The organism is Streptomyces sp. NPDC050145, from assembly GCF_044460245.1.
GTDB lineage: Bacteria > Actinomycetota > Actinomycetes > Streptomycetales > Streptomycetaceae > Streptomyces.
The window spans coordinates 298,526-324,161 of sequence record NZ_JBITJS010000006.1; the positions used below are offsets into that span (position 1 = coordinate 298,526).

Annotated in this window: 19 protein-coding genes and 1 tRNA gene; 14 read left to right on the forward strand and 6 right to left on the reverse strand. The window is 71.2% G+C overall.

Translation table 11 applies throughout. The annotated features are described in order from the left end of the window. The first annotated feature begins 61 nt into the window (after positions 1–61). The 8 genes from ACIBTU_RS14825 (at position 62) to ACIBTU_RS14860 (ending at position 8,758) form a co-directional block, all read left to right on the forward strand. On the forward strand, positions 62–1,213 hold the full coding sequence (locus ACIBTU_RS14825) for an inositol-3-phosphate synthase (RefSeq protein ID WP_399126480.1): 1,152 nt from the start codon (positions 62–64) through the stop codon (positions 1,211–1,213). Beyond that, positions 1,210–2,541 (forward strand): SCO3242 family prenyltransferase, encoded by a 1,332-nt coding sequence (locus tag ACIBTU_RS14830; RefSeq protein WP_399126481.1) that lies wholly within the window; start codon positions 1,210–1,212, stop codon positions 2,539–2,541. Before ACIBTU_RS14825 ends, ACIBTU_RS14830 begins: the two co-directional genes overlap by 4 nt. Beyond that, positions 2,538–3,389 (forward strand): sugar phosphate isomerase/epimerase family protein, encoded by an 852-nt coding sequence (locus tag ACIBTU_RS14835; protein ID WP_399126482.1) that lies wholly within the window; start codon positions 2,538–2,540, stop codon positions 3,387–3,389. The genes ACIBTU_RS14830 and ACIBTU_RS14835 overlap by 4 nt, the downstream gene beginning before the upstream one ends. Next, entirely contained in the window at positions 3,386–4,024 is a 639-nt protein-coding gene (locus tag ACIBTU_RS14840) for an EboA domain-containing protein (RefSeq protein ID WP_399126483.1), read from the forward strand. The genes ACIBTU_RS14835 and ACIBTU_RS14840 overlap by 4 nt, the downstream gene beginning before the upstream one ends. Further along, entirely contained in the window at positions 4,024–4,875 is an 852-nt protein-coding gene (locus tag ACIBTU_RS14845; RefSeq protein WP_399126484.1) for a TatD family hydrolase, read from the forward strand. Before ACIBTU_RS14840 ends, ACIBTU_RS14845 begins: the two co-directional genes overlap by 1 nt. Before the next feature lie 3 nt (positions 4,876–4,878). Next, a complete protein-coding gene (gene eboE, locus ACIBTU_RS14850) occupies positions 4,879–6,051 on the forward strand; it encodes a metabolite traffic protein EboE (RefSeq protein WP_399126485.1) in 1,173 nt (390 codons plus the stop codon). Further along, positions 6,048–7,445, forward strand: a complete 1,398-nt coding sequence (locus tag ACIBTU_RS14855; protein ID WP_399126486.1) for a nucleotide pyrophosphatase/phosphodiesterase family protein — start codon at positions 6,048–6,050, stop codon at positions 7,443–7,445. Before eboE ends, ACIBTU_RS14855 begins: the two co-directional genes overlap by 4 nt. Positions 7,446–7,588: 143 nt before the next feature. After that, positions 7,589–8,758, forward strand: coding sequence for a sugar phosphate isomerase/epimerase family protein (locus tag ACIBTU_RS14860; RefSeq protein ID WP_399126487.1), 1,170 nt, complete (start codon positions 7,589–7,591; stop codon positions 8,756–8,758). A gap of 71 nt (positions 8,759–8,829) precedes the next feature. On the opposite strand, the gene ACIBTU_RS14865 is transcribed toward ACIBTU_RS14860, so the two are convergent. From ACIBTU_RS14865 to ACIBTU_RS14885, 5 genes are all read right to left on the reverse strand, one after another. Further along, positions 8,830–10,197: an OFA family MFS transporter gene (locus ACIBTU_RS14865; RefSeq protein WP_399126488.1), complete on the reverse strand. Its 1,368-nt coding sequence runs from the start codon at positions 10,195–10,197 to the stop codon at positions 8,830–8,832. 1 nt (position 10,198) lies between these two features. Continuing rightward, complete coding sequence (locus ACIBTU_RS14870; RefSeq protein ID WP_399126489.1) at positions 10,199–11,584, reverse strand: OFA family MFS transporter; 1,386 nt, start codon at positions 11,582–11,584, stop codon at positions 10,199–10,201. 122 nt (positions 11,585–11,706) lie between these two features. Beyond that, positions 11,707–13,860 (reverse strand): acetate--CoA ligase family protein, encoded by a 2,154-nt coding sequence (locus tag ACIBTU_RS14875; protein ID WP_399126490.1) that lies wholly within the window; start codon positions 13,858–13,860, stop codon positions 11,707–11,709. A 3-nt stretch (positions 13,861–13,863) separates the two neighbouring features. Then, positions 13,864–15,102, reverse strand: a complete 1,239-nt coding sequence (gene frc, locus ACIBTU_RS14880) for a formyl-CoA transferase (RefSeq protein ID WP_399126491.1) — start codon at positions 15,100–15,102, stop codon at positions 13,864–13,866. Between the two features lie 15 nt (positions 15,103–15,117). Next, on the reverse strand, positions 15,118–16,812 hold the full coding sequence (locus ACIBTU_RS14885) for a thiamine pyrophosphate-binding protein (protein WP_399126492.1): 1,695 nt from the start codon (positions 16,810–16,812) through the stop codon (positions 15,118–15,120). Between the two features lie 189 nt (positions 16,813–17,001). Between ACIBTU_RS14885 and sucC the strand changes: the two genes are divergently transcribed. The 3 genes from sucC to ACIBTU_RS14900 all read left to right on the forward strand — a co-directional run bounded on the left by sucC (position 17,002) and on the right by ACIBTU_RS14900 (position 20,750). Beyond that, a complete protein-coding gene (sucC, locus tag ACIBTU_RS14890) occupies positions 17,002–18,135 on the forward strand; it encodes an ADP-forming succinate--CoA ligase subunit beta (RefSeq protein WP_399126493.1) in 1,134 nt (377 codons plus the stop codon). 11 nt (positions 18,136–18,146) lie between these two features. Continuing rightward, on the forward strand, positions 18,147–19,031 hold the full coding sequence (sucD, locus tag ACIBTU_RS14895) for a succinate--CoA ligase subunit alpha (protein WP_399126494.1): 885 nt from the start codon (positions 18,147–18,149) through the stop codon (positions 19,029–19,031). A 153-nt stretch (positions 19,032–19,184) separates the two neighbouring features. Continuing rightward, positions 19,185–20,750: an aldehyde dehydrogenase family protein gene (locus ACIBTU_RS14900; protein ID WP_399126495.1), complete on the forward strand. Its 1,566-nt coding sequence runs from the start codon at positions 19,185–19,187 to the stop codon at positions 20,748–20,750. Between the two features lie 168 nt (positions 20,751–20,918). Here ACIBTU_RS14900 and ACIBTU_RS14905 read toward each other — a convergent pair whose 3' ends face one another. Next, the gene (locus ACIBTU_RS14905; protein WP_399126496.1) at positions 20,919–22,298 is read right to left on the reverse strand and encodes a DUF2254 domain-containing protein; all 1,380 of its coding nucleotides are present in this window, start codon (positions 22,296–22,298) and stop codon (positions 20,919–20,921) included. Positions 22,299–22,420: 122 nt separating this feature from the next. Between ACIBTU_RS14905 and ACIBTU_RS14910 the strand changes: the two genes are divergently transcribed. From ACIBTU_RS14910 to ACIBTU_RS14920, 3 genes are all read left to right on the forward strand, one after another. Beyond that, positions 22,421–22,508, forward strand: a tRNA-Leu gene (locus ACIBTU_RS14910). A 177-nt stretch (positions 22,509–22,685) separates the two neighbouring features. Next, complete coding sequence (locus ACIBTU_RS14915; RefSeq protein WP_399126497.1) at positions 22,686–24,620, forward strand: serine/threonine protein kinase; 1,935 nt, start codon at positions 22,686–22,688, stop codon at positions 24,618–24,620. A 91-nt stretch (positions 24,621–24,711) separates the two neighbouring features. Continuing rightward, positions 24,712–25,326 carry a hypothetical protein gene (locus tag ACIBTU_RS14920; RefSeq protein WP_399126498.1) on the forward strand — a complete coding sequence of 205 codons (615 nt, stop codon included), beginning with the start codon at positions 24,712–24,714 and terminating at the stop codon, positions 25,324–25,326. Positions 25,327–25,636 lie beyond the last annotated feature (310 nt).

Below are 25,636 nucleotides of genomic sequence, written 5' to 3' on the forward strand. Positions count from 1 at the left end.
CCGCCCGGCCACCACCCCTCCGGCCACCACCCCCGGTTCGCGTTCGACAAGGAGGCTGCCCATGTCCACCGAACCGTCCACCCCCACCCCCACTCCCGACACCGCCCCGCGCTTCGGCGTCTGGCTCATCGGCGCCCGCGGCTCCGTCGCCACCACCGCCGTCGCCGGCTGCGCCGCCGTCGCCGCCGGGCTCCATCCCCCGACCGGCATGGTCACCGAGACCACCCCCTTCACCGACTCCGGGCTCCCGCCCCTGACCTCACTCGTCTTCGGTGGCCACGACACCGTCGACTGCCCGCTGCCCAAGCGCGCCGAACACCTCGCCGCCGGTGGCGTCCTGCCCCACGGCCTGCCGTCCGCCGTGCACGCCGAACTCACCGCCGCCGATCTTGCGATCCGCCCCGGCGGCCCCCTGCCCGGCCGGGACGACGACCGCACGACCGACGCCCTCATCGACACCTTCGCCGCCGACATCACCGACTTCGTCCGCCGCGAGAACCTCGCCGGCGCCGTCGTCGTCAACGTTGCCTCCACCGAACCGGCGCCCTCCGACGGACACCTCCCCCCGAGTTCCCTCTACGCCGCGGCCGCACTCCGCGCCGGCTGTCCCTACGTCAACTTCACCCCCTCGACCGGCCTCCACCACCCCGCCCTCGCCGAACACGCCGCGACCGCCTCCGTGCCCCACGCCGGCCGCGACGGCAAGACCGGGCAGACCCTGCTGCGCTCCGTCCTCGGCCCGATGTTCCTGCAGCGCGCCCTCGACGTACGCGCCTGGTCCGGCACCAACCTCCTCGGCGGAGGCGACGGCGCCGCCCTCGCCGACCCGGCCGCGGCGGCAGCCAAGAACGCGGGCAAGGAACGCGTCCTCGCCGACACCCTCGGCACCGTCCCCCAGGGCGAGGTCCACATCGACGACGTGCCCGCCCTCGGCGACTGGAAGACCGCCTGGGACCACATCGCCTTCGACGGCTTCCTCGGCGCCCGCATGGTGCTGCAGACCACCTGGCAGGGCTGCGACTCCGCTCTCGCCGCACCCCTCGTCCTCGACCTGGCCCGCCTCCTCCTGCGCGCCCACACCGTAGGCCTGACCGGCCCGCGCCCCGAACTCGGCTTCTACTTCAAGGACCCCGACCAGGGCGCGTCCTCCTCCCTCGGCGAGCAGTACGCCACCCTGGTCGACTTCGCGGAGCGCCTGCGAGGCCGGTCATGAGCGCGACCGAGCCCGAGACCACCGGCCCACGCGACGCAACCGGCAGACTCGCCGGCCCCGGCAGGCTCGACGGAGCCGTCGGAGCCGACGCGGGGGACAGGGGCGCTGCGTCGGACCCGCGAGCCGCGACCTCCGCCGGTACCCCGCTGCCCACCGCGCACGCCTCCGCCATCGGAGCCGGGGCCGATGTCCGCACTGGCACAGGCACCGGCAGCGGCTCCCGCGCCCGCGCCTGGGCCGAACTCCTGCGCCTGCCCGCCCTGTTCACCGTTCCCGGCGACGCCCTCGCCGGCGCCGCAGCCGTCGGAGCCCGCCCGAACCGCCGTACCCTCCTGGCCGTCGCCTCCTCCCTGTGCCTGTACGAGGCGGGCATGGCCCTCAACGACTGGGCGGACCGCGCCGAGGACGCCGTCGACCGCCCCCACCGCCCGATCCCCTCGGGCCGTATCCGTCCCACCGCGGCACTGGCGGCGGCGGGCGCCTTCACAGCAGCGGGCGTCGGCCTGGCCTTCCGCGCCGGACGCGCCCCCGGTGCCCTCGCCGGAGCCCTGGCCGCGACGGTCTGGGCGTACGACCTGGGTCTGAAGCGCACACCCGCCGGTCCCCTGGCCATGGGCGCGGCCCGCGGCCTCGACCTCCTCCTGGGCGCCTCGGCCACCGGCGCCGCCCCACGACAGTCGGCCGCACCCTCGGCCGCCCCCGAGCCGGGCGCACAACCGGACCGCCGGGCAACCACCGGTAACGAAGCACCTCGGCACGCCGACCTCCGGCCACGCACCACCCTCCGCCCCGCCGCCCCCGGAGGCCACTCGCAACCGGCCCATACGGCCCACCGAGTGGCGGAGGCCACCACCGCTGCCCGGCCCACCCCGCGCCGCAGCGGTAGCGGTGCCGGTTCCACCCCGCGGGCCCCCCTCAGCGCTGCCCTCCCTTCGGCCCTGACCCTCGCCGGCCACACCGTCGCCGTCACCACGGTCTCCCGCAACGAGACCACCGGCGGATGCCCCCAGGTACCCGCCGCGGCCCTGGCCGCCACCGCGGCCATCGCGGCACACCTCACCAGACCCCCGGCAGGCCGAGGCGCCGCAGCCCCCCTCGGCCTGCCGGGTCCCACCGCGTACGCGGTCACGACGACCCGCCCCCTTCTCCACGCCGCACTCAACCCGTCACCACCCCTGACCCAGCGCGCCGTCGGCGCCGGGATCCGCGCGATGATCCCGCTCCAGGCCGCCCTGGCCGCCCGCGCGGGCGCACCCGGAACCGCTCTGCTCACCGCCGCCCTCGCCCCTCTCGCCCGCCGCTTCTCCAGGAAGGTGAGCGTCACATGACCCTGCGCTGGGGCTACGGCACCAACGGACTCACCGACCTCCGCCTCGACGACGCCCTCGCCCTCCTCGCCGACCTCGGCTACGACGGCGTCGGCCTCACCCTCGACCACATGCACCTCGACCCCCTGCTCCCGGACCTGGCAGCCCGCACCCGTCAGGTCGCCCGGGGCCTGGACCGGTACGGGATGACAGCCACCGTCGAGACCGGCGCCCGCTACGTCCTCGATCCGCGCCGCAAACACGGCCCCTCCCTCCTCGACCCCGATCCCGACGCCCGTGCGGCCCGCGGGCGGCTCCTCGTACGCTCCGTCCAGGTCGCCGCCGACCTGGGCGCCCACGCCGTGCACTGCTTCAGCGGGGTCACCCCGGCCGGCACCGACCGGGACACCGCCTGGAAGCGCCTCACCGACGAACTCGCACCGCTCCTCGAAGCCGCCACCAGTGCCGGCGTCCCCCTCGCCGTCGAACCCGAGCCCGGCCATCTCCTCGCCACCCTCGACGACTTCCATCACCTGCGCGGGCTGCTCGGCAGCCCCGACGCCCTCGGACTCACCCTGGACATCGGCCACTGCCAGTGCCTGGAACCCGCCTCACCCGCCGACTGCGTCCGCGCGGCGGCGCCCTGGCTGCGCCACGTCCAGATCGAGGACATGCGGCGAGGCGTCCACGAGCACCTTCCGTTCGGCGACGGAGAGATCGACTTCCCGCCGGTGCTCGACGCCCTGGACGGCGCCGGCTACCAGGGCCTTGTCGTCGTCGAACTCCCGCGCCACTCCCACGCGGGGCCCGAACAGGCCACCCGCTCCCTCCCGTTCCTCCACGCCGCAGCACGAGGAGGCAGCTCATGACCAAGGCCGCCACCGTCACCGCGCTCCGCGCCCATCTCGATGCGGAGCTCACCGACACCGCGCGTGAATGGCTCGACCACGCACTGGCCGCCGCCCGCACCGCCGCCGACACGACACCACCCGTCTGGGAGACCCGGTTCGCCGAGGCCGGCCGCCGCACCGGCCAGGACCACGCCGACGCCGCCCGCATCCTCCTGCTGCACGCCGCCCACGCCGACAGCACCACGCTCCACCGGCTGTACGGCGAGGGCACCGCCGCCGAACGCCGCGCCGTCCTGCACGCCCTGCCCCACCTCGTGCCGGGCCCCGAGGGACTGCTCCTCGTCGAGGACGCGCTGCGCACCAACGACACCCGGCTCGTCGCCGCCGCCGTCGGCCCGTACGCCGCCACGCACCTGCCCGCCCACCACTGGCGGCACGCCGTCCTGAAGTGCCTGTTCACCGGCGTGCCCGTCGACGCCGTCGCCGAACTGCCCCGACGTGCCCACGGCGACACCGAACTCGCCCGCATGCTCGGCGACTTCGCCGCCGAACGCACCGCCGCCGGCCGGACCGTCCCCGAGGACCTGCACCGCGTCCTGGCCCTGACCGAGCCCGCACCCCACGAACCGGGCACCGAGGCGAAGGAGTCCTGATGCGCATCTTCGACCCGCACATCCACATGACCTCGCGCACCACCGACGACTACGAGGCCATGTACGCCGCAGGCGTCCGCGCCCTCGTCGAACCCGCCTTCTGGCTCGGCCAGCCGCGCACCTCGCCCGCCTCGTTCTTCGACTACTTCGACGCGCTCCTCGGCTGGGAACCCTTCCGCGCGGCCCAGTACGGCATCGCCCACCACTGCACGATCGCCCTCAACCCCAAAGAGGCCAACGACCCGCGCTGCACCCCCGTTCTCGACGCCCTGCCGCGCTACCTCGTCAAGGACAACGTCGTCGCCGTCGGAGAGATCGGCTACGACTCGATGACCCCTGCCGAGGACACCGCCCTGGCCACCCAGCTCCAACTCGCCGCCGACCATGACTTGCCCGCCCTCGTGCACACCCCGCACCGCGACAAGCTCTCCGGCCTGCGCCGCACGCTCGACGTCGTCCGCGAGTCCGCGCTGCCCGTCGACCGGGTCCTCGTCGACCACCTCAACGAGACCACCGTCAAGGAGGCCAAGGAAGCCGGCAGCTGGCTCGGCTTCTCCGTCTATCCCGACACCAAGATGGACGAGGACCGCATGGTCGACATCCTGCGGACCTACGGACCCGAGAAGGTCCTCGTCAACTCCGCGGCCGACTGGGGAAAGAGCGACCCGCTCAAGACCCGCAAGGTTGCCGACGCGATGCTCGCCGCCGGCTTCACCGACGACGACGTCGACCTGGTCCTGTGGCGCAACCCCGTCGCCTTCTACGGGCTCAGCGGCCGCCTCCAACTCGACGCGCCCGCACCGCCCGAGACGACCCACGAGGGCAACTCCATCCTCCGCGGCGGAGCGTGACCGATGCGCTTCCGCCACCCCGACGGCTCGACCGTCCACCTCGCGTACTGCACCAACGTGCACCCGGCCGAGACCCTCGACGGCGTCCTCGCCCAGCTCCGCGACCACTGCGAACCGGTGCGCAGGCGCCTGGGCCGCGACCGCCTCGGCATCGGACTCTGGCTCGCCAAGGACGCCGCCCGCGCCCTGATCAGCGACCCGGTGGCCCTGCGCGGCCTGCGCACCGAACTCGACCGGCGCGGCCTCGAGGTCGTCACCCTCAACGGCTTCCCCTACGAAGGGTTCGGCGCCGAGGAGGTCAAGTACCGCGTCTACAAGCCGGACTGGGCCGACCCCGAACGCCTCGCCCACACCGCCGACCTCGCCCGGCTGCTCGCCGCCCTCCTTCCCGCCGACGTCACCGAGGGCACCGTCTCCACGCTGCCGCTCGCCTGGCGCACCGCCCACGACCCCCGGCGCGCCGACACCGCCACAGCCGCCCTCGTCACCCTCGCCGAACGCCTCGACGCACTCCAGGACCTCACCGGCCGGTCCGTCCGCGTCGGCCTGGAACCCGAGCCCGGCTGCGTCGTCGAGACCACCGCCGACGCCATCGAACCGCTCACCCGGATCGGACGGCCCGACCGCATCGGCCTGTGCCTCGACACCTGTCACCTCGCCACCTCCTTCGAAGACCCCGCCTCCGCGCTCGACGCCCTCGCCGCCGCCCGCGTACCCGTCGTCAAAACCCAGCTCTCCGCCGCCCTGCACGCCGAACACCCCCACCTCCCCGAAGTCCGCGAGGCACTCGCCGCCTTCGACGAACCCCGCTTCCTGCACCAGACCCGCACCGTCGCCGCCGGCACCCTGCACGGCACCGACGACCTCGGCCCCGCCCTCGACGGCGCCGGACTCCCGGACGCGACACCCTGGCGCGCCCACTTCCACGTCCCCCTGCACGCGGCCCCCGCCGCGCCCCTCACCTCCACACTCCCCGTCCTCCAGGACACGCTGACCCGGCTCGTCGGCGGCGAGCACCCCCGCACCCACCACCTGGAGGTCGAGACCTACACCTGGCAGGCCCTCCCGCCCGAGCTGCGCCCACGCGCCCGCTCCCAGCTCGCCGACGGCATCGCCGCCGAACTCACCCTCGCCCGCGACCTGCTGACCCACCTCGGCCTGAAGGAGCTGCCGTGACGGACGCACACCCCCGGCCGACCCCGCTGCTCGTCCTGGACGTCGTCGGCCTCACCCCCCGCCTCCTCGACCACATGCCGAACCTCAAGGCACTGGCCGGATCCGGGACCAAGGCCCCCCTCAGCACCGTGCTGCCGGCCGTCACCTGCGCCGCCCAGTCCACCTTCCTCACCGGCACCATGCCCTCCGAGCACGGCATCGTCGGCAACGGCTGGTACTTCCGCGAACTCGGAGACGTCCTCCTGTGGCGCCAGCACAACGGCCTCGTGTCCGGCGACAAACTCTGGGACGCGGCCCGCCGCGCGCACCCGGGCTACACCGTCGCCAACATCTGCTGGTGGTACGCCATGGGCGCCGACACCGACATCACCATCACCCCCCGCCCCGTCTACTACGCCGACGGCCGCAAAGAACCCGACTGCTACACCCGGCCCCCGGCCCTGCACGACGAACTCACCGAGAAACTCGGCACGTTCCCCCTCTTCCACTTCTGGGGCCCCGGCGCCGACATCGTCTCCAGCCAGTGGATCATCGACGCCACCCGGCACGTCATCGACACCCGCGACCCCGATCTGACCCTGTGCTACCTCCCTCACCTCGACTACGACCTTCAGCGCTACGGCCCCGACGACCCGCGCTCCCACCGGGCCGCCGCCGAAATCGACACGGCCCTCGCCCCGCTCCTCGCCGACGCCCGAGCCACCGGCCGCACCGTCGTCGCCCTGTCCGAGTACGGCATCACCCGCGTCGAGCGCCCCGTCGACATCAACCGGGCCCTGCGCCGCGCCGGCCTGCTCGAGGTGCACACGCAGGACGGCATGGAGTACCTCGACCCGATGGCCTCCCGCGCCTTCGCGGTCGCCGACCACCAGATCGCCCACGTCTACGTCCGTCGCCCCGAGGACCTCGACGCGACCCGGGCAGCCCTGGCTGGACTGCCCGGCATCGACCTGCTCCTCGACGACGAGGGCAAGAAGGCCCACCACCTCGACCACCCGCGCTCCGGCGAACTCGTCGCCGTCGCCGAGCCGGACGCCTGGTTCACGTACTACTACTGGCTCGACGACGACCGCGCCCCCGACTTCGCGCAGCTCGTCGAGATCCACCGCAAACCCGGCTACGACCCGGTCGAACTGTTCATGGACCCCCTCGACCCCTACGTCAAGGTCAAGGCCGCCGGCGCGCTCGCCCGCAAGAAGCTCGGCATGCGCTACCGGATGGCGGTCGTGCCTCTGGACCCCTCACCTCTTCGCGGCAGCCACGGCCGCCTCCCCTCGAGCGACGACGACGGTCCGCTCATCATCAGCTCCACCCCCCATGCGTTCCCCGGCCGTGTCGCGGCCACCGATGTGAAAGCCCTGCTGCTGGACCTGGCGGGCCTGACGCCCTCCTGACCAGGAGCAGTTACAGAGAGTGAAGCACACGTCACTGACGACGCGCCAGTGGCATTCGACCCGCACCTCGAAGTCCGCACCTCGAAGTCCGCACCTCGAGGTTCCCCGCTCCGAGGATCCGCACATCGAAGAGAGGCACCCCCGTGACCGACTTCCGCGAGACCCCCGCCGACGACGCCCTCAGAGCCCGCCTCGGCATCGATCGCCGCCGCTTCCTCAGCACCTGCACCGCCGTCGCCGCGGGCGCGATAGCCGCCCCCGTCCTCGGCGCCGCACCCTCCTTCGCCCAAACCGGGAACGAGGTCCCGGACGAGAGCGCGGGAGACGGCAGGGGACAGGATCTGGTGCCCGCCCACAAGCGCGGCATCATCCTCTACACCGTCCGTGACGCGACCGGCCGCGACCCGCTCTCCAGCAACCTGCCCAGCGGCTTCCGCGACGTGTTCAAGGAGCTGGCCCGCTACGGATACAAGCAGGTCGAGTTCGCCGGGTACGGCCAGCACGCCAACGCGCCCGGCGGCGCGAACCTGGAATCCGTCGCCGGTGCCAAGCTGCTGCGCGGCTGGCTCGACGAGTACGGGCTGCGGGCCCAGGGTAACCACGGCTTCATCCCGTCGTCCTGGCCGCTGAGCGCGTCCGACATCGACACGTTCAAGAAGCACCTCGAGATCGCCAACATCCTCGGCATGGACCACATGGGCACCGGCGGTGACCCCACCGGCAGCTCGTACAAGGCGGACTGGGACGTCGCCGCCGACAAGTGGAACGCGCTGGGCGAGATCGCCCACCGGGCCGGCCTCAAGCTGTACACCCACAACCACGACGCCGCGTACGGCTTCCTGCTCGACGGCGGCCCGCTCGACGCGCAGGGCCGGCCGACGCGCAGCTCCGGCATCCGCAAGCTGGAGTACTTCCTCCAGGTCAGCGACCCGCGCACGGTGTGGCTCGAGATGGACATCTTCTGGGCGCACGTCGCCCAGTACAAGTTCCACACCTACACCGCGCACGACGGCTCCCCGCAGGAGAACGTCTTCGACCCGGCGGCCCTGGTCCGCGCCCACAACAAGCGCTACCCGCTGTTCCATGCCAAGGACGGCACCCGCAACGAGACCAACGGCATGGGCTACGACATGGTTCCCTTCGGCGAGGGCGTCATCGACTACACCACGTTCTTCAGCCGAGTCGGGCGGAAGAACTACCACAACCCGATGGTCGAGCAGGACAACGCGCCCAGCGGCACCGACCTCGGGCAGTCGTTGAAGTACGCGAGGATCGGCTACGACAACATGGCGGCACTGCGCGCGCGGCACTGACGCGCGGCACATGAGTGGGGCCCGGCCGATCTGGCCGGGCCCCACTCATGTGTGACGGAGACGAGCGCGAACTAGGTCGTTCCGGCCCGCCCCGGCTGCTTCAGGAGCAGCGCCACCGCGGCGGCCACCATGGAGATCCCGCCGGCCAGCGCGTACGCCCCGTTGTAACCCCACGCGGCGACCACCATTGAGCCGAGACCGCCGCCGAACAGGCCGCTGACGAGTTTTCCGCTGTAGACGAGCCCGTAGTTCGTGGCGTTGTAGTTCTCACCGAAATAGTCCGGCGTCAGTGCGGCGAACATCGGATAGAAGGCGCCGCCGCCGAATCCGGAGAGGAACGCGAAGACCAGGAACAGCCCTTCGCTGCGGATGTCGCCCGCCCAGATGACGCCGAACTGGGCGAGCCCCAGGACGAGGATGACGAACACCAGGCTCGGCTTGCGGCCCATGATGTCCGACATCCAGCCGACGACCGCACGCCCCACTCCGTTGATGACGGCCATCACGCCCATGGAGGACGCCGCCACCAGCGGACCGAATCCGACCTCCTTGGCGAAGTCGACCTGGAAGGAGATGCCGAAGATCGACACCCCGGCCGTCAGCACCAGACTGAGCCACATCAGCGGCAGCATTCCCGTCCTGATGGCTTCCTTCGGCGTGAACTGCCGCACCGCGGGCGGGTTCTTCGCGAGTGACCGCGCACTCTTCCCGGAACCCGACGTGACCAACGGGTCGATGTCCGAAGGCCACCAGTTCTTCGGCGGGTCCTTGAAGAAGAAGGCGCAGACGAGCACCACGACGAGAACGTAGGCACCGATCATGTCGAGAACCCGGTGGTAGTTCGAGGTGTCGAAGCCGTAGTTGAAGATGAAGATGAACGGCAACGACCCGTACGCGAAACCACCGTTGACGAATCCCGTGCGGCCGCCCTTTCGTTCCGGATACCACTTCCCGACCATGTTGATGCACGTCGAGTAGACGAGGCCGGACCCCAGGCCCCCGATGACGCCGAATCCGATGATGGCCAGCCACACATTGCTCAGATGGGACAGTGCGAGAAAGCCGAGCAGGCACAGGAACGAGCCGACGGACATGGCCCGCCGCGCCGTCATGATGCCCTTCTCGCGCAGCCATCCAGCCGGGAAGGCGATTCCCGCCTGGAAGAACACCCAGACGCTGAGGATCCAGAAGGTGTTGGACTGCGTCCAGCCGTGGGCGCTGGACAGCGTGTCCTCCGCCGAGCCGTACGCGTACTCGGAGACGCTGATGGCCATCATCGCGATCCACGGCAGATACACCATGAACTTACGGGAATGACCGAGGATGTCGCGGTCCGTCTCGCCGACGCGATAGACGCGGCCGTTCTCGTCGGTGACCTCTTCGTACCCCGCGCCGTACTCCGACGCGTGTGCTCCTGCGGCGATGGGCTCCGCCGTCATATCAGGCCATCTCCTCACCGAGCGGTTGCGGATTCGGGCGGACGTTGCGGGACTTGGGCCGCCCGGGCGGCGACAGGAAGATCGCGACGATTCCCGCGAAGAACGAGATGCAGCCGGCCAGGATGAAGGCGCCCGAATGCCCCCACGCCCCGACGACGAGAGAGCCCATGCCCGCGCCCAGACCGGAGACGAGCTTGGAGCTGTAGACCATCCCGTAGTTCGTCGCGTTGTTGTTCTCGCCGAAATAGTCGGCGGTGAGTGCCGCGAACATCGGGAAGATGGCGCCGCCGCCGAATCCGGAGATCGCCGAGAAGATCAGGAAGAACGCCAGGTGCTTCGCTTCCGCCGACCAGAGAATGCCGAACTGGGCGGCGCCCAGAATGACGCAGACGGCGAGCAGACACTGCTTGCGGCCGTACCGGTCGGAGAGCCAGCCGATGACCCCGCGCCCCGTGCCGTTGACGACTGCCTTGAGCGACATCGCGGTCGCCACGATCCCGCCCGCGAAACCGGCTTCCTTCCCGATGTCCACCTGGAAGGCGATACCGAAGATGTTCACACCGGACGTGCACGCCAGGCAGAACCACATCAAGGCGACCCGGCCCGTCCGCCACGCCTCCATGGGGGTGTACTGCTTCACCGCCGGCGGGTTCTTCTCCAGGGAACGCCGGGCCCGCGGGTCCTCCGGAGGATGCAGCGGGTCGATCTCGGCGGGCCACCAGTTCTTCGGCGGGTCCCGGAAGAAGAAGCCGGCGGTCGCGACCATCGCGGCCAGGAGCAGACCCACGCAGACCAGCACCCAGCGGAAGTTGGTCAGGTCCATGAAGCCGGTGAACAGGAACACGAACGGCACGGAACCGTAGGCGAAGCCGCCGTTCACGAAGCCCGTCTTGCCGCCCCTGCGCTCCGGATACCACTTGCCGACCATGTTGACGCACGTGGCGTACACCATGCCGGCGCCCATGCCGCTGAAGACGCTGAAGCCTATGTAGGCGAACACGACGTGCGGCGCGTAGGCGAGCGACAGATAGCCGAGCAGCGTGCCCAGCGCGCCGAGCATCATGGCCCAGCGGGCCGGCAGCTTGCCGCTCTCACGCAGCCTTCCCGCCGGGAAGGCGACCGCGGCCTGGAAGAAGACCCAGACCGTCATCATCCAGAAGATGTGCTGGCTGTTCCAACTGTGCGCGGTGTGCAGAGTGTCCTCGGCGGACGCGAACGCGTACTCGGCGGAGGAGATCCCCATCATGCCCACCCAGGGCAGGATCACCATCCACTTGCGCTTGCGCCCCATGATGTCGATGTCGCGCTCGCCAACCCGGTAGACCCGGCCGTTGGCGTCCGTCACCTCCCTGTAAGGGACGGATCTTGACAGTTCGGTTGCGGTCATGACGGTCGCATCCCTTGCGTCGAAAGATCTGGCCAGCGCCCCCTGTCCAAAATGCTTTCGTGTGCGCACGGGTCCTGGGTCCGGCCGGCGCGCACCGCCGGCCGGATCCGTCATCGCTCACCTCATCGACCGCCCCCCAACAGCCCGGCCGCACGGGCCCACCGGTACTTGGCCCCGAGCACCGCGACCGGCTTCTCGGTCGTGTACGGGTACGCGACGACCCCGTGGTCGAAGAGGTACTGGCACGCCTCCTCGACCTCGACGTCCCCGGCCAGCGACGCGACGACCGGCTTCTCGATGCCGCGCTCGCGGAACTCCTCGACGACGCGGGCCGTTACCTCCGCGAAGACCATGGGAGGGGTGACGATGGTGTGCCAGTAGCCCAGCACGAGTGCGTGGATGCGCGGGTCCTCGAGCCCGAGGCGGATCGTCGCCTCGTACGTCGACGGCGGCTCGCCGCCCGTGATGTCGACGGGGTTGCCCGCGGCCCCGAACGGCGGGATGAACTGCCGGAAGGCAGCGTCGAGATCGTCCGGGATCTCCATCAGCCGCAGCCCGTTGTCGGTGACGGCGTCGGAGAGCAGCACGCCCGAGCCGCCCGCCCCCGTGATGATCACGATGTTGTCGCCCTGCGGCGTCGGCAGCACGGGCAGCGCCCGCGCGTACTCCAGCATGTCGTTCAGGCCCGGGGCCCGGATGACGCCGGCCTGCCGCAGGATGTCGTCGTACACGGCGTCGTCGCCCGCGAGCGCGCCGGTGTGCGAGCCCGCGGCCTTCGCGCCGGCGGCGGTACGTCCGGCCTTCAGCACGACGACGGGCTTCTTGGGCACGGTGGCGCGCGCGGCCTCCACGAAGGCGCGCCCGTCCTTGAGGTCCTCCAGGTGCATGGCGATGCACTGCGTGTTGGGGTCCTCGCCGAACCAGGTGAGCAGGTCGTCCTCGTCCAGGTCCGACTTGTTGCCGAGCCCGACGATCGCCGACACGCCCGTCTTCGTCGTCCGCGCGAAGCCCAGGATCGCCATCCCGATGCCGCCCGACTGCGAGGTCAGCGCCACCCCGCCCTTCACGTCGTACGGCGTGCAGAACGTGGCGCACAGGTCCTGCCACGTCGAGTAGTAGCCGTAGATGTTCGGGCCCAGCAGACGCACCCCGTGGTGTTCGGCGATGGCCACGATCTCCGCCTGGAGTTCGTGCTCGCCGGTCTCGGCGAAGCCGGACGGGATCAGCACCGCGTTCGGTATGCCCTTGCGCCCCACCTCCTCCAAGGCCGCTGCCACGAACTTGGCGGGGATCGCGAAGACCGCCACATCCACCTCACCGGGCACGTCCGTGACACTCTTGTACGCCTTGCGGCCCAGAATGTCATCGGCCTTGGGGTTCACCGGATGGATCTCGCCGGAGAAACCGCCGTCGATGAGGTTGCGCATCACCGAGTTGCCGATCTTGCCCTGCTCGTTGGACGCGCCGATCACGGCGACCGAGCGAGGCTGCATGAGCCGCTTCATGGACGCCAGGATCTGCTCGCGCGTGTACGTGCGGCGCTGCTTGGGCGCGCCCTCGGCGAGGATCACCCGGATGTCCGCGGCGACGGCCCCCTCCGGCGTCGCGATCACCGGGTTGAGGTCCACCTCCGCGATCTCCGGGAAATCCGTGACCAGTTGGGAGACCCGCCGGATCTGCTCGGCGAGCGCCCACCGGTCGACGCCCCGGGCGCCCCGCACCCCGCGCAGCACCTCCGCCGCGCCGATGGAGTCGAGCATCCCGACCGCCTCGTCCGCGTTCACGGGAGCGAGCCGGAAGGTGATGTCCTTGAGCACCTCCACCAGTACGCCGCCCAGCCCGAAGGCGACGACCTTGCCGAAGGTGGGGTCGGTGACGGCCCCGACGATGACCTCCTGCGAGTCGGCGCCCGTGGGCAGCAGTTCCTGCACCTGGACACCCTCGACGCGGGCGTCCGGCGCGTAGGCCCGCGCGTTCTTCACGATCCGGCAGAAGGCCTCCCGTACCGCGGCCGCTCCCTCCACACCGACCACGACACCGCCGGCGTCGGTCTTGTGCAGGATGTCGGGGGAGACGATCTTCAGCACCACGGGCTTGCCGAAGCGCGCCGCCGCGGCGACGGCCGCGTCCACGTCCCTGGCCAGCTCCTCACCGGGGACGGCGATCCCGTACGCGTCGGCGATCACCTTCCCCTCCGGAGCGGTGAGCGCCGTGCGCCCCTCGGCCCGCACGGTGTCGAGCAGCGCCCGCACCGTCAGCGTCCGGTCCTCGGCCATCAATCAGATCACTCCGTTCGACTTGAGCAGACGCAGTTCCTCGTCCCCGAGGCCGAGTTCGCCGACGAAGACCTCCTCGTTGTGCTCACCGAGAAGGGGCGAACTGGTGATGTCCACGGGGGAGTCGGAGAGCTTGAGCGGGGAGCCGACGGTCGTGAAGGAGCCGCGCTGCGGGTGCGGGACCTCGACGACCATGTCGTTCGCCACGAGGGAGGCGTCCTCGATGATCTCCTTGGTGGAGAGGATCGGGCCGCACGGGATGTTGTGCGCGTTGAGCTTCTCCAGGACCTCCCACTTGGGGAGCGTCGAGGACCACTCCTCGATGAGCTGGAACATCTTGTTGAGCTTCGGCAGCCGGGACTCCGGCGTCGCCCACTCGGGGTCGTCGGCGAGCTCCGGGCGTCCTATGAGGGTGCTCAGCGGCTGCCAGCCCACGGGCTGCACGATGACGTACACGTAGTCGTTCGGGCCGCCCGGTGCGCACTTGACGGCCCAGCCGGGCTGGCCGCCGCCGGAGGCGTTGCCCGAGCGCGGCACCTCGTCGCCGAAGTCCTCGTTCGGGTACTCGGCCAGCGGGCCGTGCGTGAGCCGCTGCTGGTCGCGCAGCTTGACGCGGCACAGGTTCAGGACGGCGTGCTGCATGGCCACGTTGACCCGCTGTCCGCGCCCCGTGCTCTCTCGCTGGAAGAGCGCGGCCAGGATGCCGGCGACGGCGTGGATGCCGGTGCCGGAGTCACCGATCTGGGCCCCGGTCGCGAGCGGCGGACCGTCCTCGAAGCCGGTGGTCGCCATGGAGCCGCCCATGGCCTGGGCGACGACCTCGTACGCCTTGAAGTTGGTGTACGGGCCCTCGCCGAAGCCCTTGATGGAGGCGTAGACGATGCGCGGGTTGATCTCCTGGATGCGTTCCCAGGTGAATCCCATGCGGTCGACGGCGCCGGGGCCGAAGTTCTCCACCATCACGTCGGAGCGGCGGATCAGCTCGGTGAGGAGCTCCTTGCCGCGCTCCGACTTGGTGTTGAGGGTGATGCTCCGCTTGTTGCAGTTGAGCATCGTGAAGTAGAGGGAGTCGACGTCCGGGAGATCACGCAACTGCTTGCGCGTGATGTCGCCGGACGGCGCCTCCAGCTTGACCACGTCGGCGCCGAGCCACGCGAGGATCTGGGTGGCGGAGGGGCCCGACTGGACGTGGGTCATGTCGAGGACGCGGATGCCGTCGAGAGCCTTGGTCGCAGATGTCATTTCCCGGGCACCTCACTACTTGTACATGGTCTGGTTCATGGTTCCGGGGGCGTACGAGTCCGGATCGACCCACACGTTGATGAGGGACGGCTTGCCGGACTCGCGGGCGCGGCGCAGGGCCGGGCCGATGTCGGCGGGGTCGCGGACCTCTTCGCCGTAACCGCCCAGCATCTGGGCGAACTTGTCGTAGTGGACGTCCCCGAGGGTGTTGCCGACGCGCTCGCGCTCCTCGCCGTACTTGGCCTTCTGGCCGTACCGGATCTGGTTCATCGAGGAGTTGTTGCCGACGATGCCGACGAAGGGGAGGTCGTAGCGCACGAGCGTCTCGAAGTCCCAGCCGGTCAGGGAGAACGCGCCGTCGCCGAAGAGCGCCACGACCTCCTTGTCGGGCCGTGCCTGCTTGGCGGCCAGCACGAAGGGAATGCCGACACCGAGCGTGCCGAGCGGCCCCGGGTCCATCCAGTGGCCGGGCGACTTGGGCTGCACGACCTGGCCGGAGAAGGTGACGATGTCGCCGCCGTCGCCGATGTAGATCGAGTCCTCGGTGAGGAAGTCGTTGATCTCGCTGACGAGCCGGTACGGGTGGATGGGGGAGGCGTCGGAGCGCAGGCTCGGCAGCCGCTTCTCCAGTGCCGTCTGCTCGGCGGCGCGCAGCTCGTCGAGCCACTCCTTGCGCTTGGCCGCGCCTCCGTTGATGCGCCCGGAGGCGGCCTCGGTGACCTGCTTGAGCACGAGGCCCGCGTCGCCGACGATGCCGAGGTCGATGTCGCGGTTCTTGCCGACCGTGCGGTAGTCGAGGTCGATCTGCACGACGGTCGCGTCGGGGGAGAGCCGCTTTCCGTAGCCCATGCGGAAGTCGAAGGGCGTGCCGACGATGATGATGAGGTCCGCGTTGGAGAACGCGTAGCGGCGCGACAGCTGGAAGTGGTGCGGGTCGCCGGGCGGCAGGGTGCCGCGTCCGGCGCCGTTCATGTAGGCGGGCACGTTGAGGGTGCGCACCAGCTGGATCGCCGACTCCGTGGCGCGGGTCGTCCACACCTGGCCGCCGAGCAGGATCGCCGGCTTCTCCGAGTGGACCAGCAGGTCGGCGAGCTTCTCGATCGCCTCGGGGTCGCCGGCCGAGCGCGTGGAGGCGCGATACCGGCCGGCCTCGGGCACGCGCGCCTTGTCGACGGGCACCTTGGCGTCCAGGACGTCGCGCGGGATCTCCAGGAAGGACGGCCCGGGAGCCCCGTGGTAGCACTCGCGGAACGCCATGGACACCATGTCGGCGGCCCGGGCGGTGTCCGGCACGGTCGCGGCGAACTTGGTGATGGGCGTCATCATGTCGACGTGCGGCAGGTCCTGCAGGGACCCCATCTTGTGCTGCGTGTGGGCGCCCTGGCCGCCGATGAGCAGCATCGGTGACTCGGCCCGGAAGGCGTTGGCGACGCCGGTGACGGCGTCCGTGGTGCCGGGTCCCGCCGTTACGACGGCGCATCCGGGCTTGCCGGTCAGCCGCGCGTATCCGTCGGCGGCGTGCGCGGCGACCTGCTCGTGACGTACGTCGACGACTTCGATGCCCTCGTCGACGCAGCCGTCGTAGATGTCGATGATGTGGCCGCCGCAGAGGGTGTAGATGACCTCCACACCCTCTGCCTTGAGTGCCTTGGCGACCAGGTGCCCACCTGAGATCTGCTCCTGGCCGTTGTCCGCATTGGACTGGGGCATGGCGAAGTCCCGTCCCTTCCTAGGGGATTGGAGCGACACCGCGAGCCGCGCCGAGCACGACTGAGGCACGGGTTCTCGTGCGTCGCTCGTACATTGCATACAGTCGACGAATACTGTATGAACCTTGTTATCCCGCATCCGGTGGGTGGTGTCCAGGGGGCGTGCGGCACTTTCGAGTCAGGAGCCGGAATGGACCTGTACGAACACCAGGCAAGGGAACTCTTCGAGGAACACGGCATCTTGGTGCCCCGGGCCGAAGTCGCCTCGTCCGCCAAGGAGGCCCGGGAGATCGCCCGTAGGCTCGGCGGCCGCGTCGTCGTCAAGGCGCAGGTGAAGACCGGCGGCCGCGGCAAGGCGGGCGGAGTCAAGCTCGCCGCCGACCCGGCCGCCGCCGAACTCACGGCACGTCAGATCCTCGGTATGGACATCAAGGGCCACACCGTGCGCAGCGTCATGCTGGCCCAACCCGTCGACATAGAGACAGAGTTCTATGTCTCCTACGTGCTCGACCGCGCGGCCGGCACCTTCCTCGCCATCGCCTCAGCCGAGGGCGGCATGGACATCGAGGAGGTGGCCGCCACCCGGCCCGAGGCCGTCGCGCGGATCCCCGTCGACCCCGCGGAGGGCGTGACCGGCGCCAAAGCCGCCGAGATCGCCGCGGCGGCCGGACTGCCGGCGCAGACCGCCGACGTCCTCGTACGACTGTGGGGCGTCCTCACCCGCGAGGACGCCGTACTCGTCGAGGTGAACCCCCTCGTGCGCACCGCCCAGGGGCAGATCCTCGCGCTCGACGGCAAGGTCACCCTCGACGACAACGCCCGCTTCCGGCGCGAACGCTGGGGCGCGAACGAGGTCACCCACGACGACCCCCTCGAAGCCGAGGCGGCGTCCAAGGGCCTCAACTACGTGAAACTCGACGGCGAGGTCGGCATCATCGGCAACGGCGCCGGACTCGTCATGTCCACCCTCGACGTCGTCGCCGGCTGCGGCGCACGCCCCGCCAACTTCCTCGACATCGGCGGCGGAGCCTCCGCCCGGACCATGGCCGACGGCCTGAACGTCATCCTGTCCGACCCGGCCGTCAAGTCCGTCTTCGTCAACGTCTTCGGCGGCATCACCGCCTGCGACGCCGTCGCCGACGGCATCGTCAAGGCCCTCGACAGCGTCCGCCTCGGCAAACCGCTCGTCGTCCGCCTCGACGGCAACAACGCCGCCCGCGGCCGCGCCATCCTCGACGAACGCGCCCACCCCCTCGTCCAGCAGGCCACCACCATGGACGGCGCCGCACAGCGCGCCGCGGACCTGGCCCTCTCTTCCCGCTAAGGAGCCCGGACATGGCCATCTATCTGACCAAAGAGAGCAAGGTCCTCGTCCAGGGCATGACCGGGGCCGAGGGCATGAAGCACACCCGGCGCATGTTGGCTGCGGGCACCGACGTGGTCGGCGGGGTCAACCCCCGCAAGGCCGGCCGCACCGTCGACTTCGACGACCGCGCCGTCCCCGTGTTCGGAAGCGTCGCCGAGGGCATGCGCGCCACCGGCGCCGACGTCAGCGTCGTCTTCGTACCGCCCGCCTTCGCCAAGGCCGCCGTCATCGAAGCGGCCGACGCGGGCATCCCGCTAGCCGTCGTCATCACCGAGGGCATCCCCGTCCACGACGCCGTCGCCTTCCACGCCCGCGCGCGCCGCAAGGGCACCCGCGTCATCGGCCCCAACTGCCCGGGTCTCATCAGCCCCGGACAGTCCAACGCCGGCATCATCCCCGCCGACATCACCAAACCCGGCCGCATCGGCCTCGTGTCCAAGTCGGGCACGCTCACCTACCAACTCATGTACGAGCTGCGCGACATCGGCTTCACGACCTGTGTCGGCATCGGCGGCGACCCCGTCATCGGCACCACCCACATCGACTGCCTGGAAGCCTTCGAGAACGATCCGGAGACCGAACTCGTCGTGCTCATCGGCGAGATCGGCGGCGACGCGGAGGAACGGGCCGCGGCATACGTACGCGACCACGTCACCAAGCCCGTCGTCGCCTACATCGCCGGGTTCACCGCGCCCGAGGGCAAGACCATGGGTCACGCCGGCGCGATCGTCTCCGGCTCCTCCGGCACCGCCCGGGCCAAGAAGGAGGCCCTGGAGGCGGTCGGCGTCCGCGTCGGCGCGACACCGACCGAGACCGCCCGCCTGGTACTCGACCGGCTCGAAGCCGAGAGCTGACCCCGGCACCTCCCGAACGCCTGCGCACCCCGGGAGGTGTCGAGCGGGCACCTCCCGGCTCACCCCCGCACGTACACACATCCAGAGATGTCTCGACCGCACGCCACGAGACGTCCCCCGCCCCGACTGTGCACCGTGAGCGGAGACCGAAGCATGCCCACCACCACCCTCACCACACCCGCCGCCCCGACCACCCTCAAAGCCGGAACCTCCTGGGACGACGCCTGGCGGCGCTGCCTCGCCGCCGCCCCCGAGGCCTTCCGCGACGACCGCGTCCTCAACCTCTGGCAGGGCGGCTGGCAGCCCGACGGCCTGCCCCTGCCCGCCACCAGCCCGGTCGACGGTCGCCCCATCGCGGGCCCGCCGCGCCTGGACGCGGAGGCCGCCCACCGTGCCGTACGCGCCTCGCTCGACCAGCACCGCGCCTGGCGGCACATCCCGCTGCCCGAGCGCCGGGCCCGCGTCGCCGCCACGCTCGACGCCCTCGCCGAACACCGCGAACTGCTCGCGCTGTTGCTGGTCTGGGAGATCGGCAAGCCCTGGCGCCTCGCCCTGGCCGACGTCGACCGGGCCGTCGACGGCGTCCGCTGGTACGTGGACGGCATCGACCAGATGCTCGACGGCCGGACCCCACTGCCCGGCCCGGTGTCCAACATCGCGAGCTGGAACTATCCGATGAGCGTGCTCGTTCAGGCATTGCTGGTACAGGCCCTCGCGGGCAATGCGGTGATCGCCAAGACCCCGACCGACGGCGGCGTCGCCTGTCTCACTCTGGCCTGCGCCCTCGCCGCCCGCGAGGGCATCCCCGTCACGCTCGTCAGCGGGAGCGGCGGCCAGCTGTCCGAGGCGCTCGTGAGGGCGCCGGAGATCGGCTGCGTCTCCTTCGTCGGCGGACGCGACACCGGCGCTGCCGTCGCGACGGCCGTCGCCGACCTCGGCAAGCGGCACATCCTCGAACAGGAAGGACTCAACACCTGGGGCATCTGGAACCACACGGACTGGGCCGGCCTGACGGCCGCGATCCCCAAGCTGTTCGACTACGGGAAGCAGCGCTGCACCGCCTACCCCCGGTTCGTCGTCCAGCGCGAGGCGTTCGACGCGTTCCTCGACGCGTACCTGCCCGCCGTGCGCACCCTGCGCGTCGGCCACCCCCTCGCGGTCGCGGACCCCTCCGACCCGTACCCGGACCTCGACTTCGGGCCGCTCATCAACGCCGCGAAGGCCAAGGAGCTCACCGACCAGGTCGGCGAGGCCGTCGACCGCGGAGCCGCGCCGCTGCACCGGGCGAGCGCGGACCCCGGCCGGTTCCTGCCCGGCCAGGACACCAGCGCCTACGTCCACCCGGTGACGCTGCTCGGGCCGCCGCCGTCCTCACCGCTGCACCATGCCGAACCCTTCGGCCCGGTCGACACCATCGTCCTGGTCGACACCGAGGCGGAGCTGCTCGCGGCCATGAACGCGTCGAACGGGGCCCTCGTGGCGACGCTCTCCACGGACGACCCGGCGACTTTCGCGCGGCTCGCCCCGCAGATCCGGGCGTTCAAGGTCGGTCATGGGAAGGCGCGCTCACGCGGTGACCGGGACGAGCTGTTCGGCGGGTTCGGGGCGTCGTGGCGCGGCGCGTTCGTCGGCGGCGAGCTGCTCGTCCGGGCCGTCACCGAGGGCCCGGCCGGCGAACGCCTGCCCGGGAACTTCCCGGAGTACCACCTGATGCCCTGACCGGTGCCGATGATGCTCTGACCGGTGCCGAGTCGGAGCGGTGCGGGCGCGGCGCGGGCCGCGTGTCCGCGCCGCACCGGCCGGAGGCGGGGGGCCCGCGCTCCCGGGCCCCCATGCCTCAGTGCCCTCATGCCTCACCACTCCCGTGGGCCCGCGCCTGCCCGGGCGTCAGCCGATGCCCTGGCGGTCGGGTTGCTGGGCGAAGGTCCGGTCGGCGGCGGTGGGCACCGTGTGCTCCACGCTCTGGAGCAGGAGTTCACGGTGGCGCAGCAGCGGGGCGCGGCGCTCCTCGGGCACCAGAGTGAGGAGATCGTCGAAGGCGGCGAACATTCGCCGGACGACCTGCGGGCTCCCGGTGGCGCAGGTGCGGATCTCGGTGAACGCGAGGTCGACCAGCTGGTCCCAGTGCGGCACCGGCTGGGCGAGCCGGACGGCGCCGCCGCGGTCGGTGTACCGGAGCTCCACCAGCGGCCGCCGGCCCAGCGCCGCGAGGAACTGCACGATGCGGTCGAGGGCCTGCACGGCGGTCGTCGGATCGTTCACCGCCGGCGACAGGGCGCGCAGTGCGATGTCCGCGAGGACCCGCAGGCCGAATCCCAGGTCCTGGTGGAAGGTGCGCTCGACGCCCACCGACACGCACCGCCCCAGAGCCCGCGGCGACGGTGCGGCTCCACCGTGCACGGCGAGCAGCGGCGTGCCCGGCACGACGAAGTCGCCGATCCTCGGCAGCACCCTGAGCACGACTCCCTGCCGGCGGGCGGCGTGCACGAGCCGTGCGATGTTCACGTCCCTCAGCACCCCGGCCCGGCCGCGGTAGGCCACCCGGCCGGTCTCCGGCCCGAGCCCCTCCTCCGGATGCCCGTCACCGGGGCCCGGATGCCCGTCGCCGGGGCCGAGCGCCGGGGCGCCTCCCTCCACGTACGGCATGCGGGCCACGACGCGGAACGCCTCCGCCGTGACCCGGTCGATGACGTGCCCGACGCGCAGCATCCGCAGCGTCGAGTTCACGTACATCACGAAGAGCAGCAGGCTCAGGCCCACCAGGGCGAGGGTCAGCAGCGACTCGAGGAACGGCACGGTCGTCACGAGGAGCGGGTCCTGCTCGCTCTCGAACGAGGTGAGGACCAGGAGGGACAGCAGGAAGGTGGCCAGGAACACGGCGAAGGTCGCCTTCGTGATCCGGCTCCGCACGAAGAGCCGCACCACGCGGGGCGACTGCTGCCCCGCCGCCATCTGCACGGCCACCAGCGAGATGCTGAACACGACACCGATGAAGGTCATCATCGCGGAGCTGATCGTCGTCACGACCGTCTTCGCGTCGTCCGCGATGCTCATCAGGTCCTTGAGCGCGTCGTAGTCGCCGCTGTCCTGGAGCGACTCCACGATGACGCCGTCGAGTGCGGCGGCGAGCATCCACACCAGCCACACCAGCACCATCGCCGCGGTCGGGGCGAACCAGAAGGTGTCCCGCAGATGCTCCCGCAGCGGGGACAACATCCGAGGTCGGCGCACCTTTCCTCGACGTTGCGTGATTGTCGTGTCACTCATGGTGAGACTCTAGGCGGTGCCGCCCGGCCGCGCGGATATGCAGGTGAAGGGCACTCCGAAACCTTGGTATTGTTGTCCATGTCGCCGCGGGGAACACCCCGCAAACAGGCGGCAGACACCTTGTCCGGGTGGCGGAATGGCAGACGCGCTAGCTTGAGGTGCTAGTGCCCTTTATCGGGCGTGGGGGTTCAAGTCCCCCCTCGGACACCACGGAGTGCCGGTCGAGATCCTTCTCGACCGGCACTTTTCGTTGTCCCGAGCGCCGGGGTGCCACGCCGGGACAAACCCCCGCAGTGACTCGAACCGGCCGTGCCATTCGGTACGCTCCCCAGGTCTTACGGGCACCGGGCAGCCGGTGCCGGCCGCAACAAAGGGGGATGTGTCGCGATGACGACACCGTCGCAGAGTCCGTTCCAGCCACTTCAGGCCGACGATCCTGCCGTGGTCGGCGGCTACCGCGTGGTGGCCGTCCTCGGCGCCGGCGGCATGGGCAAGGTGTACCTCTCGTACACGCCGGGCGGCCGCCCCCTCGCCGTCAAGGTCATCCGGCCCGAGTTCAGCGAGGACGCCGACTTCCGGCGGCGCTTCGAGCAGGAGGTGCACTCCGCCCAGCGCGTCCAGGGCCTCTACACCGCGCCGGTCATCGACTGCGACACCCAGGGCAACCCGCCCTGGCTCGCCACCGCCTACGTGCCCGGCCCCTCCCTCGCCGGAGCCGTCGCCCAGCACGGCGCCCTCCCCGTGCGCAGCACCCTGCTGCTCACCGTCGGTGTCGCCGAGGCGCTCCAGGTCATCCACGGTGCGGGCATCGTCCACCGTGACCTGAAGCCCGGCAACGTCCTGCTCGCCGGCGACGGCCCCCGCGTCATCGACTTCGGCATCGCCCGTGCCGCCGACGCCACCTCGCTCACCAGCAGCGGCGTCACGGTCGGCACCCCCGCGTTCATGGCGCCCGAGCAGGCGATGTCCGGCACCGTGAGCCCCGCGACGGACGTCTTCGCGCTGGGCCAGATCGCCGCGTTCGCCGCGATCGGCGCGCCCGCCTACGGGGAGGGCGCCTCGCACGCGGTGCTCTACCGGATCGTGCACGAGGACCCCGACCTCAGCCGCCTGCCCGACGATCTGCGCCCGCTGGTCACCCGCTGCCTGAGCCGCGATCCCGCCGACCGGCCGTCCCTCGACGAGGTCATCGCGCTGTGCCACGAGGTGTCGCCGACGCCGCTGCGTCAGGGCGAGGACTGGCTGCCCCAGTCGTTCGCGACCGCGCTCGTCGACCGCTCGCAGATGCCGGCCCCGGCGCAGACCCCGCCGCCCACCTCGGGGGCCGCCACACCGGCGCCCGTCGCGGGTCAGCCGCCGTACCCGCCGACCCAGGCGTCCGCCACGCCGCCGCCGGTCGCAGGTCACGCCTCGCACGCGCCGACCCAGGCGGCCAGCACGCCGCCGCCCGTGGCCGGTTCGACGCCGCATCCGCCGACGGCCGCCGTCCCGCCGCCGACCGGTCCTTCGCCGTACGCGCCCACCGCGTTCAGCCAGACCCCGCCGCCCGTCGCGCAGCCCGGGTACCAGACCCCTCCGCCGGGTCACGGCTACCAGACGCCTCCGCCCGGTCCCGGCTACCGGGGGCCGATGCCGCCGACCGGAGGCCACGTTCCGATGGGCGCGCCGCACCCGGGTGTCGGCCGTCCGTGGGCCGCCGCCCCGCCGCCCCCGAAGAAGCGCACCGGGCTCATCATCGCCGGTTCGATCGTCGCGACTTTCGTCGTCCTCGGCGTCATCGGCGCCGTGGTCGACAACGGCAAGGGCGACGAGTCGTCCTCGTCCTCGGGCGGTTCGAGCAGCTCCGGCGGATCGGGCGGGTCCGCGAAGGGCACCGACAACGGGAAGCGCCCCGACCCCAAGCCGGCCACGTACAAGAACATCAACCTGACGGAGAACTACTACCTCCAGCTCGGGGACAACCCGGTCAAGCCGCTCGACGGCGGCGGCACGGGGGCCTCGTACTCCGGCGGTGACTTCTTCTTCTACGCGGACTCGATGGGCTTCAGCGACGCGAAGGTCGGCACCGACAACGGGAAGCTGGTCCTGCTCAACAACTCGCAGAAGGGCTCGCTGGAGACCTGCCGCAACGAGACGCGCTTCACGGAAGACATCACGATGGACCAGCTGGGCGCCGGTTCGCAGATCTGCGTCCGCAGCAACGCCGGTCACATCGGCCTCATCACCTTCCGCGGCAAGTCCGGGACCAACGACCCGAGTACGTACATCACGCTCGACGTCACGACGTGGCGCAACGCGGAAGAGCCGGTTCAGGAGGACTGAGTCGCGGCACGGCGAGGCGCCGCGGGGGTACCCGCGCGTTCGGGGTGCCGGCCCGTTCGGGGGGCCGGCGCCTCGCCTCTAAGGTGTGTCGATGCAGATCAGCTCCCCGCCGCCGCGGATATCGGCGAACGAACTGAGACCCGGGCGCCGTTGGTACGGCGTGGCGGCCGCCGTCGCCTTCGCGCTGATCGTGCTGGGCGCGGTCATCGCTGTGTACCGGTTCAGTCGGGTGGTCGACGCGGTGGACACCGGGCACCAGTTCGGCAAGGGGGACACCGTCTCCCTGCGCCTCGGGCCGGACAGCGACAGGGCGATCTGGGTCAGGGACCCCCCGGGCCCGACGCCCGATCAGAAGTGCCACATCACCGGGCCGGGCGAGCCGCGGCTCACCGGCCCGGGCATCGACGTGTTCCACACCCGTCACGAGGTCTGGAACCCGCGCTACACGATCGAGGTGTCGCGGACGGGCGACTACGAGGTCACCTGTTCGTCCCCGGACCCGGACCGGTATGCCATCGGCGACTCCGGGGGCTATCTCGCGTTCGGGATCGGGCTGGTGCCGGCCGTCCTGCTGCCGGTGCTCGGCGTCGCCGTCGGCGCCGCCATCACTCTCGTCACCGCCTTCCGCCGCAGCGGCCATCGCAAGCGGCTGCTCGCCGAGCGTCGAGGCGTCGGTGCCGGCCGGCCGTTGCACCCAGGCTGGTAGCCGACACGGAACACCGTTCTTCGGACGGTGAACAGGGTGGCCAGGTGACCGAGGGGCGTACCGCGGATCCGTTGCTCCTCGGCATCAAGGGCGCGTAAAGATTGCCGGGTTGCGGCAATGTGCCGGGGCTCGGCCGCGGGGCAGGATGGTCGTGGCAGGAACGGGGGGCCGACTCCGATGCCGGGTTCCGGAAACGGAGCCCGGCATCGGAGTGCCGTCGGGGGAGTCACGGCACGAGGGGGCGGGGCATGGACGAGGCGTACGCGCCATGGGGGATCGCGGTCGCTCACGGGGGAACAGGCCCCGCCCT